This window comes from Altererythrobacter sp. GH1-8 (genome assembly GCF_043702085.1).
Lineage (GTDB): Bacteria > Pseudomonadota > Alphaproteobacteria > Sphingomonadales > Sphingomonadaceae > Erythrobacter.
This window is the reverse complement of the sequence record NZ_CP171690.1, coordinates 2,207,208-2,222,717: the sequence shown is the minus strand read 5'-3', so window position 1 is coordinate 2,222,717 and position 15,510 is coordinate 2,207,208. Positions and strand designations below refer to the sequence as shown.

Genomic DNA, 15,510 nt, shown 5'->3' with positions numbered 1-15,510 from the left:
CTGGCCCCAAGCTGGTCAGTTGCGCAGCCGTTCTATTGCCTGAGCCAGTGCAACGTAGAGCTTGCCGTTGTCGGAACCCAGCATGGTCACGCTCATCGCATTGCCATCGGGGGTAGCAAGCAGCGTTGAGAGCATCTGCTCGAAATCGTGGACATAGCGATTAACATGCGCCCGGAATTCTTCGTCGTTCTGGTAAAGTCCGGCGACCTCGCGCGCCTGTCCGCTATCCAGCAACTTCACCGCACGCCGCGTGAAGATTCCGCGATCTCCCTTGAGGTATGAAGCCCAGGCGGTGTCGGTGACTTCGCTGGAGAGCGCTCCAGCAATGTCGATCGCATGCGAATTGAGGCTTTCCGTCAGGAACGAGACGCGGCGGGTAAAGTCTGCACCGGTCTGTTCCGATGCTTGCTTACGCGCACTCGCAACGCGCATTTCCAGATTTCCTGTGAGTGTGCTGACCTCGTCCAACTGCGCGCGAAGTTGTTCAGCGGCCTCTTTGCTGGCTCCGGTCGCGGTTTTCGCGCGGGCTTCGATACGCGCCAGAACCTCGTCGAGACGCTCGGAAAGAGCGGTTTCAATCGCAGTTGCTGCGTCCGCGCTGAGAGCGCTTGTAGCGCTGTCGAACCGGTTCTGAACGCCGTCTTCCATCGCTGCAAACGCAGCCTGGAGCGAGTTCTGCAATCTGGCAATCGCACCGCTCAGTTCGCGGGTCGTGCGTTCCGTGAGCTTTTCGCCCTCCGTATCGAGCGACCGCAAGGTGTCACGCAGCGTATTCACCTGACCCAACATGGATTGTGAATGCTCACTGATGGTACCGCGCAAATTCTGCAGCGCTTCATCCGCACCCACAATTTCCGTCTGCGTAGAGCGAATATATTCCGCGAGCCTTTCAGCCCGAGCGGTTGTCTCCTCCATTGTCGCAGACAACATAATGGCGCGATCTTCGACCGGTTGGAGCGCTGCAGAAGCTTGCGAAGCCGCCTTGGGGAAGACTTCGTTTGCCCGAACCGAAGACGACTCGATCAGTTCCATCAAGCGCATGCTCGCGTCGGTCAGGTCGCTGACCGCCTTGCCGGTGCGAGAAAGATGCATTTCTCCGTCGAGCGCCCGTGATTGCAGCCCTTCCAGCGATGCATTGAGGGTTTGTTCGGCAGAAGAGGCAGTACCAGAAATTACCTCGAACAGCTGTTTGAGCTCCTCTACCTGGCTGGCGATCAGCTCGCTTTGATGGGTCAGCCGGCGAGCGCGCTTCTCTTGAGTTTCCGCACGATCGCTCAGCGTTGCATCGAGCTGCCCAAGACGCTCTGCAAGCTCATCCAAGGCTGCCGCCTCGCGAGCCTTGAGCGCATCCTGCCGCTGCGCAATCTCCTGCGTGATTTGCTCATCGCGCGCGCGCAGGCGCTCATCATATTCTTTCGCTTCGGCATGAAGCGCCTTGACCCGCTCGCTGGCGGACGCAACCGCCTTCTGGTCCAGCGCGTCGATCTGCGAAATGATTTCCTTCATCTCTTCGAAGAAACGATCCTTGGCCGCCCCAAGTCCTGCGAGCGTTTCGGCTTCTTTCTCACGCAAGGCGTTCGACATGGTCTCGGCATCGGTTCGGAGCATGGCAATGTGTTGGCGCAAATTCCCTAGCGACTTCGATTCCTCACTAGCCAGTGTCTCGCGTATCGAGCCAATATCGGACCGCAAGTTTTCCGCCCGCTCTCGCATCGCCTCTAAAGCTTCTGTTTCGCTCTTAAGGAGGTCCGCGCGGAAAGCATCGCTACGCGCACTGAGTGCTGTGAAGCGTGCATTGGCGGCATCGTTCAAACGCGAAAGTTGCGCATCGAAATTGTCGAGGCTCGCCCTGACTTTTTCATCAAAGCTTGTGACCTGGCGCTCGCTGGCGCTGCCAAATTCATTAAGGCGCTCGAAGCCGCTAACCAGCTTGCCAAGCTGTTCCTGAGCTGTCCGACCAGCATTGCCAACCTGGTTGGACACGTCCTTGGCAGAGTGCGCAATGACAGGGAGGTCATCGCGGAGTTTGGCCATATTTGACAAAGCAGTGTCGCTGACGCGTTCGATTGCTTCGAGCTTGGTCCCATTTTCCTGTATAAGCCCTTCGAGCGCTCCTGCATGAGTGGAAATCCGGTCCGCAGCGATGCGGCCAAGGGAATCGAGTTCGCGCGATTGCGAGCCCAGGAACTCGCGCGCAAGGCTCAGTTCACGGTTCACGACCGTCAGGCGCTCTTCGAGATCACGGGATTCGCGAGACAACAGCGCCGCCGTCTCTCCGAAACGCCTCGCTTCGGCATGGCTGTTGCGCATGGCCAGCAAAAGAGCAACTGCCACAAGCAAGACAGGGATGGCCCATTCGCTTGTCCATGCCGTCCACTGCGCGAGCGGTGCACCGGCCATCATTGTCTGCCAATGCGAGAAGACGAAAAATGCTGTCCATGCAAGGATCGCTGTCACCCCAGTGGCGGGCACAAGCCAGTTCAGGATCGACCCTTTGGGCTTTGAGGAGACCGGTTGTTCCCACCCGACTTCCGCCGGTGAGAGGGTTGATTCGGCTTCGTAAAGCTCGTGATCGGGGCCCAGTTCGAGGACACCCAACGGATCGGGCTGAACCCATTCCGTCTGCAGGATCAACGCATCTTCTGCGCTGTCGGGCCTTTTTGAGGCGTGGTGGGTGCTGCTGTCAGCATCAGTGCGATCGCTGACAGTTTTGATGATGCTGTTGCCCTGTGTCATGGGATCAAATTACCGCAAAACTAAGATCATTAAACCCTGTTTTAACCCTAAGCCCGATATGACACGTTTCATGGCCTTTGAACGCGGAGCACTGGACGCCACTTTGGCGGCGGCGGCGGGAGCAGATCCCGCGCTGATGGCTGAGTTGCGGGCTGCCTTTGCAGGCAGTGCCCGGCGTCAGCTTGATTTGCTTCGTCGCGCCCGCTGCGATGGCAATTGGCGCGTTGCAGCTCAACGATTGCAAGGACTTGCAGCGAGTTTTCATGCCAATGAGCTTGAGGAACTGGCAGAAGAGGCGCTTGCCGCTGTTCCAGGCGAACCAGGTGTAGTGCGGCGTATCGAAGCGCTGCTCGATGATTTCGCTCCGGCAACCACCGAGTAACGGAATTTAATCAGCATTCGTGGGTAACCGCGCCTTGGTGGGCGTATGCCACTTGGCATGTTGCTGAGGTTCCGGGTAAAATCCGGCTCTAACGCCAGGGAGCCGGCACTCGTGCGCATCGCCTTACTATCAACCCTTGCCAGCATCGCTGATGGAAGCTCGCGGGCCTTCTTGCCGCTGGGTGGTCGCCCCTTGATTGCCTGGCAGATCGACCTTGCCAAGGCGCTTGGCTGTAAGAGACTGCTCTGCCTTGGCGATGGCGATGATGATGCGCGTCGCTGCGTCGAACGAGAAGCGGCGAAAGCCGGCCTGGATGTGGAATTTCTGGGCGGACCGCGTCACCTGCTTGGCAAGATTACAGCAGATCAGGATATCGTCGTGATCGCCGATGGCCTGCTGCTTGATCCCCAGCTTGCCCGGCAGCATTTTGCGGAGCGCCGCGGGGTGGCGGCGATCCCCGACTACCCAGGGGTCGAAAAAGGCTTTGAGCGGATTGATCCCGAACGTGCTTGGGCGGGACTGCTGGTTGTGCGCGGCAGTGTCGCTGAACAACTTTCGCAAATGCCGGCTGATGCCGATACAATGTCGCTTCTGCTCCGCCTTGCTTTGCAGGGTGGAACCCGGATTGTGGAGCTCGATGAACTGCATCTGGGCTCAGGAGAATTGTTGCTCGCACGTGGAGCGGAGGATCTCTCGGACCGCGAACGAACCCTGCTTGACAACAGCGCCAGCCATTTGAGCTGGGCTGGCCCAGCAGAAAAGATCGCGGGTCGGGTTGCCCGGGGCCTCGCGCCGGATCAACTCAGGAACGGACCGGCGGTCGCTCTTGCAGCAGGTCTGGTGCTGATGACCATCGCAGTTGGCGCGTCCTTGAATGGGTGGCTGACAGCCGCCCTTGCGGTGCTGGCCGCTTCCAGTTTCTCCATTTCGGTCTCGCAAGCCTTGCGGTTGCTGCGGGCCAAGTTGCTGGGAAGATTGCCAAACCGACGGATATCCATGGTTCTCAGCGCGCTGGTCGATACGGCAATCATTGTAAGCCTGGTCGCCTCGGAATTGCCCGCACCGCTGCTCAAGGCCTTGCTTGAACCGGCCATGCTGGTGGGCTTGTGGCGTTTGCTGGCTTCGCTTTCGCCGCCCAATCTGCGTCCCTTTTGGCGTGATAGGACGGTTTTTGCGTTAATCCTTGCTGTTCTTGCAGGGCTGGGCATTCTGCCGCAGGTACTTCCTGCCTTGCTTCTGATCTTACTATCTTTTGCATTGGTTTCAGAAGCTTCTGCGCGGCTAACGCGGGTTTAACCATGGCGCGCTATGCCACGTGTAATGAGAAATGATGCCGCCCCTGTGACCTCACCGAGTCATGTTGAAGCTATACTGCGCCAGGAACTGGCTCGCGGCGACGTTGCGCTTGCGGGTGTGGCGCCTGTTTTGACGCACCTGCTCGCGGGCACCGGCCAATCGTTGGTGAGCGATTCGATCGTCGCTCACATGCGCGGAATGCTTGGAAATATTGCAGAGCAGATGCTGCAAGCCCAGCTAGAGGGCTCAGACAACGCTCACCGTTCGGTCCGCGCGGAACCAGCTCAGGTCGATGCGCTGAGCCAGCGGCTTGTGGGATCGACGATTGTCCTGAGCCACGTTTACGCTCTTTCTGTTGAAGCGCATTTTGCGAATACACTCGAAGAGACCGCCTCGATCGATCCGGTTCTATCACCGCTGCTGCAGGAATTGATAGCATCTGAACAAGAGGAAACAGCCGAAATCGCGATGGCAGCAATGGCGGCCCAGGCGCGTTTCATGCAGGCGCAACGGCGCATGAATCTGCCATTGGCCGAATTGCCAAGTGAGCTGTTTCATCAGGTACTTTCGATCTGGCGCAGGTTCAGCAGCGATGTCGCTCCCGATGTTCTGTCGAGGGCCGAAGCGGCCATGCGTGACAGGCACAAGGAGGCCAGCAGCCGCCTGGGCCTTCTGGGGCGCCTGGTGTCGAGCATGAAGGGCGCGGTGCACGCGGCCCTTTCGATTGACCACGCGGGCATTTCGCTTTTTGCAAGCGCCATTTCGAGCGCGACCAGACAGCCGCGTGAACTGGCAGTGCTCGCTTGCCACGAGGGGCAGATTGCACGGCTTGCGCTGACATTGCGCGGGGCTGGGGTCAAACCACAGGAAGTCGCCCGGCAGATTGCCTTGATCCATCCAGAAATGACGCTGCCTGAAGGCTTCGAAGAGCTGAGTGAGCGTCAGGCGCTCAGCATGCTCGGGTCAGCACGAGGCGCATCTCAGAGTGCTCGGCAGGCCTGATGGCATCTCGTGATGCCTTGATGGCCGCGCGCGGTCTGACTGACGGCAAGGGTCATCTGCTGTCTGCAGATGGGCCGCTGGCGGACCTGCAACGGCGCTGCGGCGGGCAGATCCCCGGCCTCATAGCAGTCCCCGAGCTGCTCGACCTTGTGCGGCAGGCTGCCGCGATGAAACTTGGTCTGGCACGCGAGTTCTGTGCCTACGACGGAGACCAGCGGGTCTCTGGTTTTGTCCGAATCAACCCGCGAACCGATGAAGAGCTTTCGGATGCAGCATATGAGGTCTTGATCGAAAACTGGATCCGCGAGGCGTATGATGTCGACGAGGGCGTGCAGGCGCAGCTCTCAGATTCGATAGACCGCGCCACCGCAGAGTTCACGGCGAGACTGGACACGCAGCAGCGTGTTCAAGCCTTCTCGGCCGGATCAGAGGATGTCTGCGGTTTGGCCGCTGCCATCCGTGCACACCCTGGCCAAGCCTGGACACAATACGTGGCGCTGGAAGGGGTTGCGCATCGTCAACCACTCCATTGGCGCTTGCTAGACAGCGTGCAATGCAGCGTTCCAGGCTCTCATAGAACATGGAATGCGCGCTTGCTGCCGCTTGGCGGCGGCAGCGCAAATCCTTCCGGCTTCGAATTGCTTCTGGTCGCGCAGCAACCCCGTCACCCCGTCATCGAAGACGACACGTTGGACGGGGCCTGGCGTCCGAGCCTGATCGGGGAAGCGCTCACGCCTGCCCTGCGTGAGCCGATCACCCGGATCATTGGCAATGCCGAGACAATCCGTGGTAAACTGGCGGGTCCTGTCCGACAGGAATACAGCGAATATGCAGGCGATATTGCCGCTGCCGGTCAGCATCTGCTCAGCCTGCTCGATGATCTGGCCGATCTGGAGGCGGTAGAGGCGGACGACTTCCGGGTTGACCGGGATCATGTGCAGCTTGGCGAAGTGGCCCGCCGCGCAGCTTCGATGCTGAGCCAAAGAGCGCAGGAAAAATCCATAACTGTCACCGTGCCTGACCAGAATGCGAAGGCTGTTGCGTATGGTGAATTCCGCCGCATCCTTCAGATCATCATCAACCTGCTGGGCAATGCTATTTCCTATTCGCCGGAAGGAAGTTCGATCGTCCTCGAACTGACCCGCGATACGCAGGGGCGGGTCTGCCTCAGCGTGGCCGACGAAGGCCCTGGGCTCGATTCCGACAAACAGGATCGCATCTTTAACAAGTTCGAAAGGCTGGGCAGGGAGGATGAAGGCGGTTCAGGCCTGGGCCTCTATATCTCACGCAAGCTCGCGCATGCCATGGGCGGAGAACTTCTGGTTGAAAGCGAGGAAGGGCAAGGCGCCAGGTTTACTCTGGCACTTACAGTCGCTGATTAGGCATATCTCAATTGGGCGCATCTGGTTTGATCCGAAAGCCGAGCCAAATCAAAATTCCGCCCATTGCAAACGCAATCAACCCGCGCAGGGCCCACTCTGTTTGGCCCAGCATGAAGGAGTTGGGCGGCCAGGAAATTACGCCGGAGCCCTGGAGAGTCCAAAGCCCGCCAGACAGGCACAAGGCGAGACCAAGCGCCTGCAGCAGCAGACGCAAGGCACGCCTCATCATCACTTAGCGCTCGCTGACGGGCACGTAATCGCGCTGCGTTGGGCCAGTGTAAAGCTGACGCGGGCGACCGATGACCTGTCCTGGATCGGAAATCATTTCGTTCCATTGTGCGACCCAGCCAACCGTACGGGCGAGGGCAAACAATGCGGTGAACATGGTCGTTGGGAAGCCGATCGCGCTCAGAATGATACCTGAATAAAAGTCCACATTCGGGAACAGCTTCTTCTCGATGAAATAATCATCGTTGAGGGCCATTTCCTCGAGGCGCAGCGCGGTCTCGAACACAGGATCCTTGACGTTGAGTGCTTCAAAGACCTCACGCACGGTCTTCTGCATCACGGTCGCGCGGGGATCGTAGTTCTTGTAGACCCGGTGGCCGAAGCCCATCAGGCGGAAGGGATCGTTCTTGTCCTTTGCGCGCTCGATATAGTGCGGGATCTTGTCGGGAGTTCCGATCTCCTGCAGCATGTTGAGCGCCGCTTCATTGGCACCGCCGTGAGCAGGTCCCCAAAGGCACGCAATGCCTGCCGCGATACATGCAAACGGATTGGCCCCGGACGAGCCAGCGAGACGCACGGTGGAGGTCGAAGCGTTCTGCTCATGATCAGCATGGAGGATGAAAATCCGGTCCATCGCCCGCTCAACTTCAGGAATGACCTCATATTCTTCTGCCGGAACCCCGAAGGTCATGCGCAGGAAGTTACCGGTGTAGCTCAAGTTGTTGTCAGGATACATGAACGGCTGACCAATGGCATATTTGTAGGCCATGGCAGCGATTGTCGGCATCTTCGCAATCAGGCGGTGTGAGCTGATCTTGCGGTGCTCTGGATCAGAGATATCGGTGCTGTCGTGGTAGAAGGCTGACAGCGCGCCCACTACGCCGCACATGACAGCCATCGGGTGGGCGTCACGGCGGAACCCGCGATACAGGACGGAGAGTTGTTCATGCAGCATCGTATGCCGCGTGATCGTGTAGGTGAAATCGTCCAGTTCTTCCTGGCTCGGCAATTCGCCGTTGAGCAGAAGGTAGGACACTTCCATGAACGAGGAATGCTCGGCCAGTTGACCGATGGGATATCCGCGGTGGAGCAAGATGCCTTCATCGCCATCGATGAACGTCAGCGCGCTTTCACAGCTGGCGGTTGATTTGTACCCAGGATCGAAGGTGAAGGCGCCGGTCTGGCCATACAGCTTGCGGATATCGATCACATCCGGCCCAGTGCTGCCTTCCAGCACCGGAAATTCGTAGGACTTACCTCCGAGTTCAAGCTTCGCGTGCTTGTCCGACAACTTAATTCTCCTCTTCTTGGTCTCTCGCCTTAGTCCACCGCGCCCGCTTGCGCGTCGATACGTGCGAGAGACTCTTTCCGTCCCAGAAGGACTAGAACATCGAAAATACCGGGCGATGTGGTCGTTCCGGTAAGGGCCGCACGCAAGGGCTGCGCGAGCTTGCCGAGGCCCAGATCAAGCTCCTCGGCGAGTGCCTTGGTACTGGCTTCGAGCGCCTCGATTGTCCAGTGATTTTCTTGCCTCAGCCGTTGTGCCAAAATGGCCAAATTACCGCGTGCCTCTCGATCTAGCAGAAGCGCTGCCTTTTCAGTGATTTCGAGGGGGCGCTTGGCAAACAGGAACGCCGCCCCTTCGGCGAGTTCATTCAGGTTTTTCGCGCGCGGTTTGAGCACAGGCATCGCACTGGCGAGCAGTGTCGTATCGACCTCGCCGGCTATTCGCTCGCCAACAAGCTCCGCCAGCCTCGCATCGTCCGCCTCGCGAATGTAATGACCGTTTAGGTTTTCAAGCTTCTTGATGTCGAAACGCGAGGGGCTCTTGCCAACGCCGCCAAGATCAAACAGCTCGATTGCTTCCTCGCGCGTGATTTCCTCGCGATCACCATGACCCCAGCCAAGCCGCAACAAGTAGTTGAACAAGGCCTCGGGCAGGATACCGAAATCATCGCGATATGCTTCCACTCCAAGCGCGCCGTGACGTTTGGATAGTTTTGCGCCATCTGCGCCATGGATCAGCGGTATGTGGGCATAGATTGGCTGGACCCAATCGCCTTCAATCTGCTGCATCGCGTGATAAATTGGCAATTGGCGGAAGGCGTTGTTCAGGTGATCGTCTCCGCGAATGACATGGGTAACGCCCATGTCGCGGTCATCGACCACCACCGCCAGCATATAGGTTGGCGTCCCGTCAGCGCGAAGAATGATGTAATCATCAATCTCTTCATTGGCGACGCGGACTGTGCCCTGCACGGCGTCCTCAATCACTGTTTCGCCCGATTGCGGAGTTTTAATTCGAACAGCAAACGGGGCACCTTCGGGTGCGTCTGCGGGGTCCCGATCGCGCCAGCGTCCGTCATAACGCATAGGCTGTTTGTTAGCGCGCTGCTCGGCGCGCATTTCCTCAAGCTCTTCAGGGGTCGCAAAGCAGCGATAAGCATGACCAGCTTCGAGCAACTTGTTCGCTACTTCCGCATGCCTTTCAGCGCGTTTCGATTGAAAAACAGGCGCTTCGTCGTAGTCAAGACCGAGCCAGTCAAGACCATCAAGGATCGCATCAATCGCTTCCTGGGTTGAACGCTTGCGATCTGTATCTTCGATACGAAGCAATGCCTTCCCGCCATGGTGCCGTGCGAAGAGCCAGTTGAACAACGCTGTACGCGCTCCGCCGATATGCAGAAAGCCGGTGGGCGAGGGTGCAAATCGGGTCACAACGCCCGTGCTCTTCGCGCCGACTTGGCTTGCCATGTGTTTGTCTTTCCTATCCAGTGTGCAAATGGAGACACCACCTGCGCACGTCGTTTATCCTGCGAGTGATGCAGCGGCCTATTCGGACCATGCTGCGGTGCAGCGCAAATGGCGCAAGCCAGCGAACTTGTCCAGTCTTGCTGATGCCGCCGAAGAATTCCTGAGCGGCGCAGGGTTCGACCGGGCGCCGTGGCTCGTGATTGCTTTCGGACTTGGGATAACCTCATGGTTCGTGCTCGATTCCGCCTGGCAGTGGAGTTCTGCAGTTGGCGCAGCCCTTTTGCTCGCGCTAACCGGACTGGCGCTGCGCCTCACCGGGGGTCGCTGGATACACTTGGGGCAAGCGTGTCTCGGCCTGGGCCTGGCATTCGCGCTTGGCATCATGGCAATCTGGTTGCGGTCCGAGGCGGTAGGTGCTGTCGCGATCGAGCGACCGTCGGTCGAACGCATCGATGGATATGTGCTGCAACGCGAAGATCAGCCGGCACAAGACAGGGTGCGCCTTACGCTGGCGATCCGTGATGCCGAAAGCGGAACGGCACGCAAGGTCCGCATCAATGTGCCCATAGAGCGCATCAGCCCGGCTATGAGCGAAGGTGCTACCTTGCGGATGCGGGTACGGCTGATGCCCCCGGCTTCTCCGATGCTGCCAGGCTCCTATGACTTCGCCCGTGCCGCGTGGTTCAAAGGGTTGTCTGCAACGGGAAGTCTGCTGGGCGAAATTGAAATGGTTGAAGCAGCGAACTCCGCGACAAGGCTGGCCGCGGCTCAGCGGGCTATCTCAAGTCATGTCCGCAAAGAGCTTGGAGGCTCGGCGGGGACTATCGCTGCAGCCTTCGCAAGCGGCGACCGGGGCGGAATCAGCGAGGCGGATGAGGAAGCCATGCGCGATGCAGGTTTGACCCATTTGCTGTCGATCAGCGGCTTGCATGTGAGCGCAGTAATCGCAGCGGGATACATCCTCGCGCTCAAGCTTCTTGCCTTGTGGCCAGCGCTCGCCCTGAGGGTGCGCTTGCCGGTTGTGGCGGCAGGTGTGGGCGCAATGGCGGGCATTGGCTACACTCTCTTGACTGGTTCAGAGGTGCCTACGGTCCGAAGCTGCGTTGCCGCATTGCTCGTTCTCGGCGCTCTGGCCATGGGGCGCGAAGCCTTGTCGCTCCGCATGGTTGCAGCGGCAGCGTTCGCGGTCCTGCTGGTGTGGCCGGAATCCATCATCGGGCCAAGCTTCCAGATGAGTTTCGCCGCTGTTATCGCGATTGTGGCGCTCCACAATACCGGGTTAGTGAAGCGGTTCCTGGCACCGCGGGAAGAGAGTTGGCTTTCAAAAAATGGTCGAAGGGCGGTCATGCTGTTGATGACCGGATTCGTGATTGAATTGGCGCTCATGCCGATAGTCCTGTTTCATTTTCACAGAGCCGGCGTTTACGGCGCTTTGGCCAATGTGATCGCAATCCCGCTTGTAACCTTTATTTCCATGCCGCTCATTGCGATTGCGCTGGCTTTTGATGTGATCGGACTAGGCGCACCGGTGTGGTGGCTTGTGGGTGTTTCACTCGATCTTCTCATTGGCATCGCGCACTTCACCGCCGAGCAACCAGGTGCGGTCAAGCTGATGCCGCAGATGAGCGCACTCAATTATGCGCTGTTTCTTGCAGGCAGCATTTGGCTCGCCTTGTGGCAAGGCAGAAGGCGACTGGCCGGCTTCCTGCCTATTGCGGTCGGCACGGTTATCCTGCTTGCGACGCCTGTTCCTAACGTTCTCATTGCCAATGATGGCCGCCACGTCGGCATTACGACTGAGGACGGGCGCTTGCTGAGCCTGCGCGACAGCCGCTCTGACTATGCCCGCGACAATTTGCTTGAACTTGCGAGCGTAGCAGGTGAGCCTATTCCTCTGGAGCAATGGCCTGAGGCCCGATGCAGCCGCGATTTCTGTGTCTTGACCCTTTACCGAGAGGGAAGGAAATGGACCTTGCTCATGTCCCGCAGCCGCGAGAGGATAGAGGAACGCGCGCTCGCTGCGGCGTGTGCCGAGGCGGATATCGTTGTCGCCGACCGTTTTCTCCCGCGCAGTTGCCAACCAGAATGGCTCAAGGCCGATGCGCGCACGCTGCGCCAAACAGGAGGCCTGGCAATCGTCTTTCACGACGAGGGCCTGACCATCGATTCCGTCGCATCCCGCCAGGGCAAACACGGTTGGTGGAAAGGCGGCGAATGAGCCGCCTCTTTGCCAGCATCAGCGACAGGATTAGTGCCAGTATCAGTGCCAGTATCAGTGGTAGTATCAGTGGTAGCGGCGGAGCAGGCCTGCCAGCTTGCCCTGAACTTCCACTTCATGCTCGTCATAAATCTGAGGGTCGTAAGCACCATTGGCCGGATCGAGCCGGATGCGCCCGTTTTCACGCCGCAGGTACTTCAGAGTCGCTTCCTCGTTCCGCACAAGCGCCACGACGATATCACCATCGCGCGCCGTGTTAACGCGCCGGACAAGTGCAAAATCACCGTCAAAGATCCCGGCCTCGATCATCGAATCCCCTGAAACTTCAAGCGCATAATGCTCGCCCGCGCCGAGTAGTGCAGCAGGAACCGGCAAAGAACTCTGCCCCTCCAGCGCTTCGATAGGAGCGCCCGCAGCAATGCGTCCGTGCAAGGGGATTTCGATCACATCATTGGCAGGCTCAGGTGCCGCAGGCTTGCGCGCCACTTGGCTGATAACATCATTCGCCGGAGCCTGACGACCAGCAGGTGTCGACGCCTCTGGCTGCTTGATCACTTCCAGTGCGCGGGCACGATTGGGAAGACGCCGGATGAAACCCCGTTCCTCCAGCGCAGAAATCAACCGGTGCACTCCCGACTTGCTTTTCAAGTCCAGCGCTTCCTTCATTTCCTCGAAACTCGGTGAAATGCCAGTCTCTTCCAGACGTTTCTGAATGAACTGAATCAACTCGTGCTGCTTTGCAGTCAGCATGACGAAATCTCCCTCGTCGTCTAAACCCAGAGTCGAACCCGATGGCGGCAGCCCAGGGTTCGTTCCCATCATGCACCAATAAGGTGAACGAATGTGGAACAATTAGGAAACGACTGAAGTCAAGTCAAGCGATACCGCCATTTCCGAGGGGATAGATGGTTAAAGGTGAACCTGCCGGAACAGGGTCCGCCTCTGCAACGCGTTCGATCAGGCATTGAGCCCGAGCCAGATTCGCCAGAGCAGACGAATCCTGCAGCGTCAGCGGTCGTACCCCTTCATAGTCAATGACCGCGCGCAGGAACTCGCGCCTTGTCCCCCCTGCGGGAATAATCTCTGCTGCAGGGAGTACTATTGGGCGGGGCAGGGGGCTGGCAGCACCCATTGCCTTGCGCACCAAGGGTAGCAGAAACAGATACGCGGTGACAAAGCTCGACACCGGGTTGCCGGGCAATCCCAGAATGACTTGTGATCCGCGCGTAGCGACAATCAGCGGTTTGCCCGGCTTGATCGCGACTTTCCAGAAGGCAAGTTGCGCACCCCAATTCTCCAGCGCAGGCTTGATCAGGTCATGATCACCCACAGACGCTCCGCCTGAGGTAACGAGGATGTCGGCATCGTCGGCAAGCGCCAAAGCCTCAGCAAGCGCATCCTCATCGTCCGCAACCGGGCCAATTCGTATCACTTCGCAGCCCTGGACGCGGAGCATGCTCGCCAGCATGGCACCATTGGAGGCGGGAATCTGATCCTGACCACATTGGGAAGGATCGGGCGCCAGCTCGTCCCCGCTATCCATCACCGCAACTTTCGGAGCCCGGCGCACTTCAATCTGAGCATGGCCTGCGCTGATGGCGAGCGCAATCTGCGGTGCTCCGATGCAAGTCCCTGCAGCAAGCAGCTCGTCGCCTTGCTTGAAATCCATACCCGCCCGGCGAATGTGCTGGCCGCGATTCGGTCGTTGGGGTGCATCAACCAGATCGGGGAGCAGCAATTCCGCATCTTCCTGGATGAGGATGCTGTCCGCACCCCTCGGTACTTGAGCGCCTGTCGAAATACGCACGCATTGGCCCCAGCACAGATAGTCATCGTAGGGAGCGCCTGCGCGACTCTCTCCCATGATTCGCCAACTTCTGGTGCCGGCAATGGCATAGCCGTCCATCGCAGACAGATCCGCTGGAGGCTGGGTTCGGGCAGCATGAAGATTGCTGGCGAGATAACGCCCGAATGTCTCTTCGACAGCCAGGCTTTCGACTGGCATCAGCGGTGCCAAATCCAGCAGCCTGCTCTGCGCATCCTCCAGCTCAAGCATTCCGTCCATCAGATACTGCTCGCGCTCCAGTGACCGGACTTCCCGCCGGTCTTTTCCAGCAAGCGGATTTCTCCAATCACCATGCCCTTGTCGAGCGCCTTGGCCATGTCATAGATCGTGAGCAAAGCAGTGCTGGCTGCGACCATTGCCTCCATTTCCACTCCGGTCTTGCCGGTGAGCGAAGCCGATGCGCGCACCCGCACCCCGCCGGCTTCAAACGCGAAGTCCACATCAATCGCGTCGAGGCCGAGGGGGTGGCACAAGGGGATCAACTCATGTGTGCGCTTGGCCGCCATTATGCCTGAGATCCGGGCCGTGCCGAGTACGTCTCCCTTGGGTGCATTGCCCGCTTCTATTGCCGCAAGAGCTTCGGCGTTCATCCGGATAACGCCGCCGGCTATCGCCTTGCGCTGGGTCTCTGCCTTGTTTCCGACATCGACCATGCGCGCGTCGCCGGCCTCATCGATATGGGTGAGTTTCCTGCTCATGCGATCCCCTCGAGCCTGCAGTGTTGGATACACATGTTACACAGTCCAGAAACGGAAAATCCGGTGCGTTTTTGCAAGGATGTAGGGGATGACTGGGAAAGGAGGCGGGGGGACGACATGGCTGAGGTGATGCCAGAAACTGGAGCCGTAGGATAGGTCCTGTGATCAAGCCCCCGCTTAGCCGTTCAACAGCGCGCGCGTCGCCGCCGCAACGTCGGGCTGGCGCATGAGACTCTCCCCTACGAGGAACGTGCGAACTCCGCTTTTCGCCAGGCGCAGGCAATCTGCATGATTGGCAATTCCGCTTTCTCCGACCAGCAGTGCGCCCTCGGGTGCACGCGGAGCAAGACGTTCTGTCACAGCCAGATCAGTGACAAACCGCTTCAGGTCGCGGTTGTTTACACCAATCAGGCGGGAGCGCAGTGCGTGCGCGCGTTCCATTTCTGCTTCGTCATGGACTTCCACGAGCACGTCCATCGCGTACTCCATTGCGGCCGTTTCGATTTCCGCCATTTGCGCATCGCTGAGTGCCGCCACGATGATCAGTATAGCGTCGGCACCAATGCTGCGGGCTTCTGTGACCTGCCAGGGATCAACCATGAAATCCTTGCGCAGCGCAGGCAAGTCGCAAGCGGCTCGCGCCTGAATCAGGAAATCCTCGTGACCCTGGAAATAGGGCGCATCGGTCAGGACAGACAAGCAGGCTGCACCGCCGTCCTGATATGCCCGAGCGTGCTGTGCCGGGTGAAAATCCGCGCGAATAAGCCCCTTGGAAGGGGACGCTTTCTTGATCTCTGCGATCAAGGCAAAACCGGATGCTGCTTGCGCGCGCAACGCGGCTTCGAACCCGCGCGGACCGGTCTGCTCAAGGGCAAGGGCCTCCAGATCGGAGCGTGAGAATTTCGCCTTTCGCTCAGCGACTTCCAGGCGCTTTTTCGCGCAGATTTCTTCGAGCTTGTTCATCGCGA

General features: G+C 59.0%; 12 protein-coding genes. 5 read left to right on the top strand and 7 right to left on the bottom strand.

The features are described 5' to 3' along the window. Nucleotides 1–15: 15 nt before the first annotated feature. Nucleotides 16–2,736, bottom strand: a complete 2,721-nt coding sequence (locus tag ACG9DO_RS10800; protein WP_394727778.1) for an ATPase — start codon at nt 2,734–2,736, stop codon at nt 16–18. A 58-nt stretch (nt 2,737–2,794) separates the two neighbouring features. Here ACG9DO_RS10800 and ACG9DO_RS10795 point away from each other — a divergent pair, with 58 nt between their 5' ends. The 4 genes from ACG9DO_RS10795 (at nt 2,795) to ACG9DO_RS10780 (ending at nt 6,798) form a co-directional block, all read left to right on the top strand. Next, on the top strand, nt 2,795–3,118 hold the full coding sequence (locus ACG9DO_RS10795; protein WP_394727776.1) for an Hpt domain-containing protein: 324 nt from the start codon (nt 2,795–2,797) through the stop codon (nt 3,116–3,118). Between the two features lie 111 nt (nt 3,119–3,229). Then, entirely contained in the window at nt 3,230–4,414 is a 1,185-nt protein-coding gene (locus tag ACG9DO_RS10790) for a hypothetical protein (RefSeq protein WP_394727774.1), read from the top strand. A 45-nt stretch (nt 4,415–4,459) separates the two neighbouring features. Then, on the top strand, nt 4,460–5,416 hold the full coding sequence (locus ACG9DO_RS10785; RefSeq protein ID WP_394727772.1) for a hypothetical protein: 957 nt from the start codon (nt 4,460–4,462) through the stop codon (nt 5,414–5,416). Further along, a complete protein-coding gene (locus ACG9DO_RS10780) occupies nt 5,416–6,798 on the top strand; it encodes a sensor histidine kinase (protein WP_394727770.1) in 1,383 nt (460 codons plus the stop codon). Before ACG9DO_RS10785 ends, ACG9DO_RS10780 begins: the two co-directional genes overlap by 1 nt. Before the next feature lie 232 nt (nt 6,799–7,030). Here ACG9DO_RS10780 and ACG9DO_RS10775 read toward each other — a convergent pair whose 3' ends face one another. Together ACG9DO_RS10775 and gltX are read right to left on the bottom strand one after the other, a co-directional pair. After that, a complete protein-coding gene (locus ACG9DO_RS10775) occupies nt 7,031–8,317 on the bottom strand; it encodes a citrate synthase (protein ID WP_394727768.1) in 1,287 nt (428 codons plus the stop codon). Nucleotides 8,318–8,346: 29 nt separating this feature from the next. Beyond that, nucleotides 8,347–9,780 (bottom strand): glutamate--tRNA ligase, encoded by a 1,434-nt coding sequence (gltX, locus tag ACG9DO_RS10770; RefSeq protein ID WP_394727766.1) that lies wholly within the window; start codon nt 9,778–9,780, stop codon nt 8,347–8,349. Nucleotides 9,781–9,808: 28 nt separating this feature from the next. Between gltX and ACG9DO_RS10765 the strand changes: the two genes are divergently transcribed. Then, nucleotides 9,809–11,998, top strand: coding sequence for a ComEC/Rec2 family competence protein (locus ACG9DO_RS10765; protein ID WP_394727764.1), 2,190 nt, complete (start codon nt 9,809–9,811; stop codon nt 11,996–11,998). Between the two features lie 66 nt (nt 11,999–12,064). On the opposite strand, the gene lexA is transcribed toward ACG9DO_RS10765, so the two are convergent. The 4 genes from lexA to trpC all read right to left on the bottom strand — a co-directional run bounded on the left by lexA (nt 12,065) and on the right by trpC (nt 15,505). After that, a complete protein-coding gene (gene lexA, locus ACG9DO_RS10760; RefSeq protein ID WP_394727762.1) occupies nt 12,065–12,748 on the bottom strand; it encodes a transcriptional repressor LexA in 684 nt (227 codons plus the stop codon). Nucleotides 12,749–12,872: 124 nt separating this feature from the next. Beyond that, on the bottom strand, nt 12,873–14,063 hold the full coding sequence (locus ACG9DO_RS10755; protein ID WP_394727760.1) for a molybdopterin molybdotransferase MoeA: 1,191 nt from the start codon (nt 14,061–14,063) through the stop codon (nt 12,873–12,875). Beyond that, a complete protein-coding gene (gene moaC, locus ACG9DO_RS10750; protein ID WP_394727758.1) occupies nt 14,063–14,542 on the bottom strand; it encodes a cyclic pyranopterin monophosphate synthase MoaC in 480 nt (159 codons plus the stop codon). The genes ACG9DO_RS10755 and moaC overlap by 1 nt, the downstream gene beginning before the upstream one ends. Nucleotides 14,543–14,719: 177 nt before the next feature. Beyond that, nucleotides 14,720–15,505, bottom strand: a complete 786-nt coding sequence (gene trpC, locus ACG9DO_RS10745; RefSeq protein WP_394727756.1) for an indole-3-glycerol phosphate synthase TrpC — start codon at nt 15,503–15,505, stop codon at nt 14,720–14,722. Nucleotides 15,506–15,510: the final 5 nt, after the last annotated feature.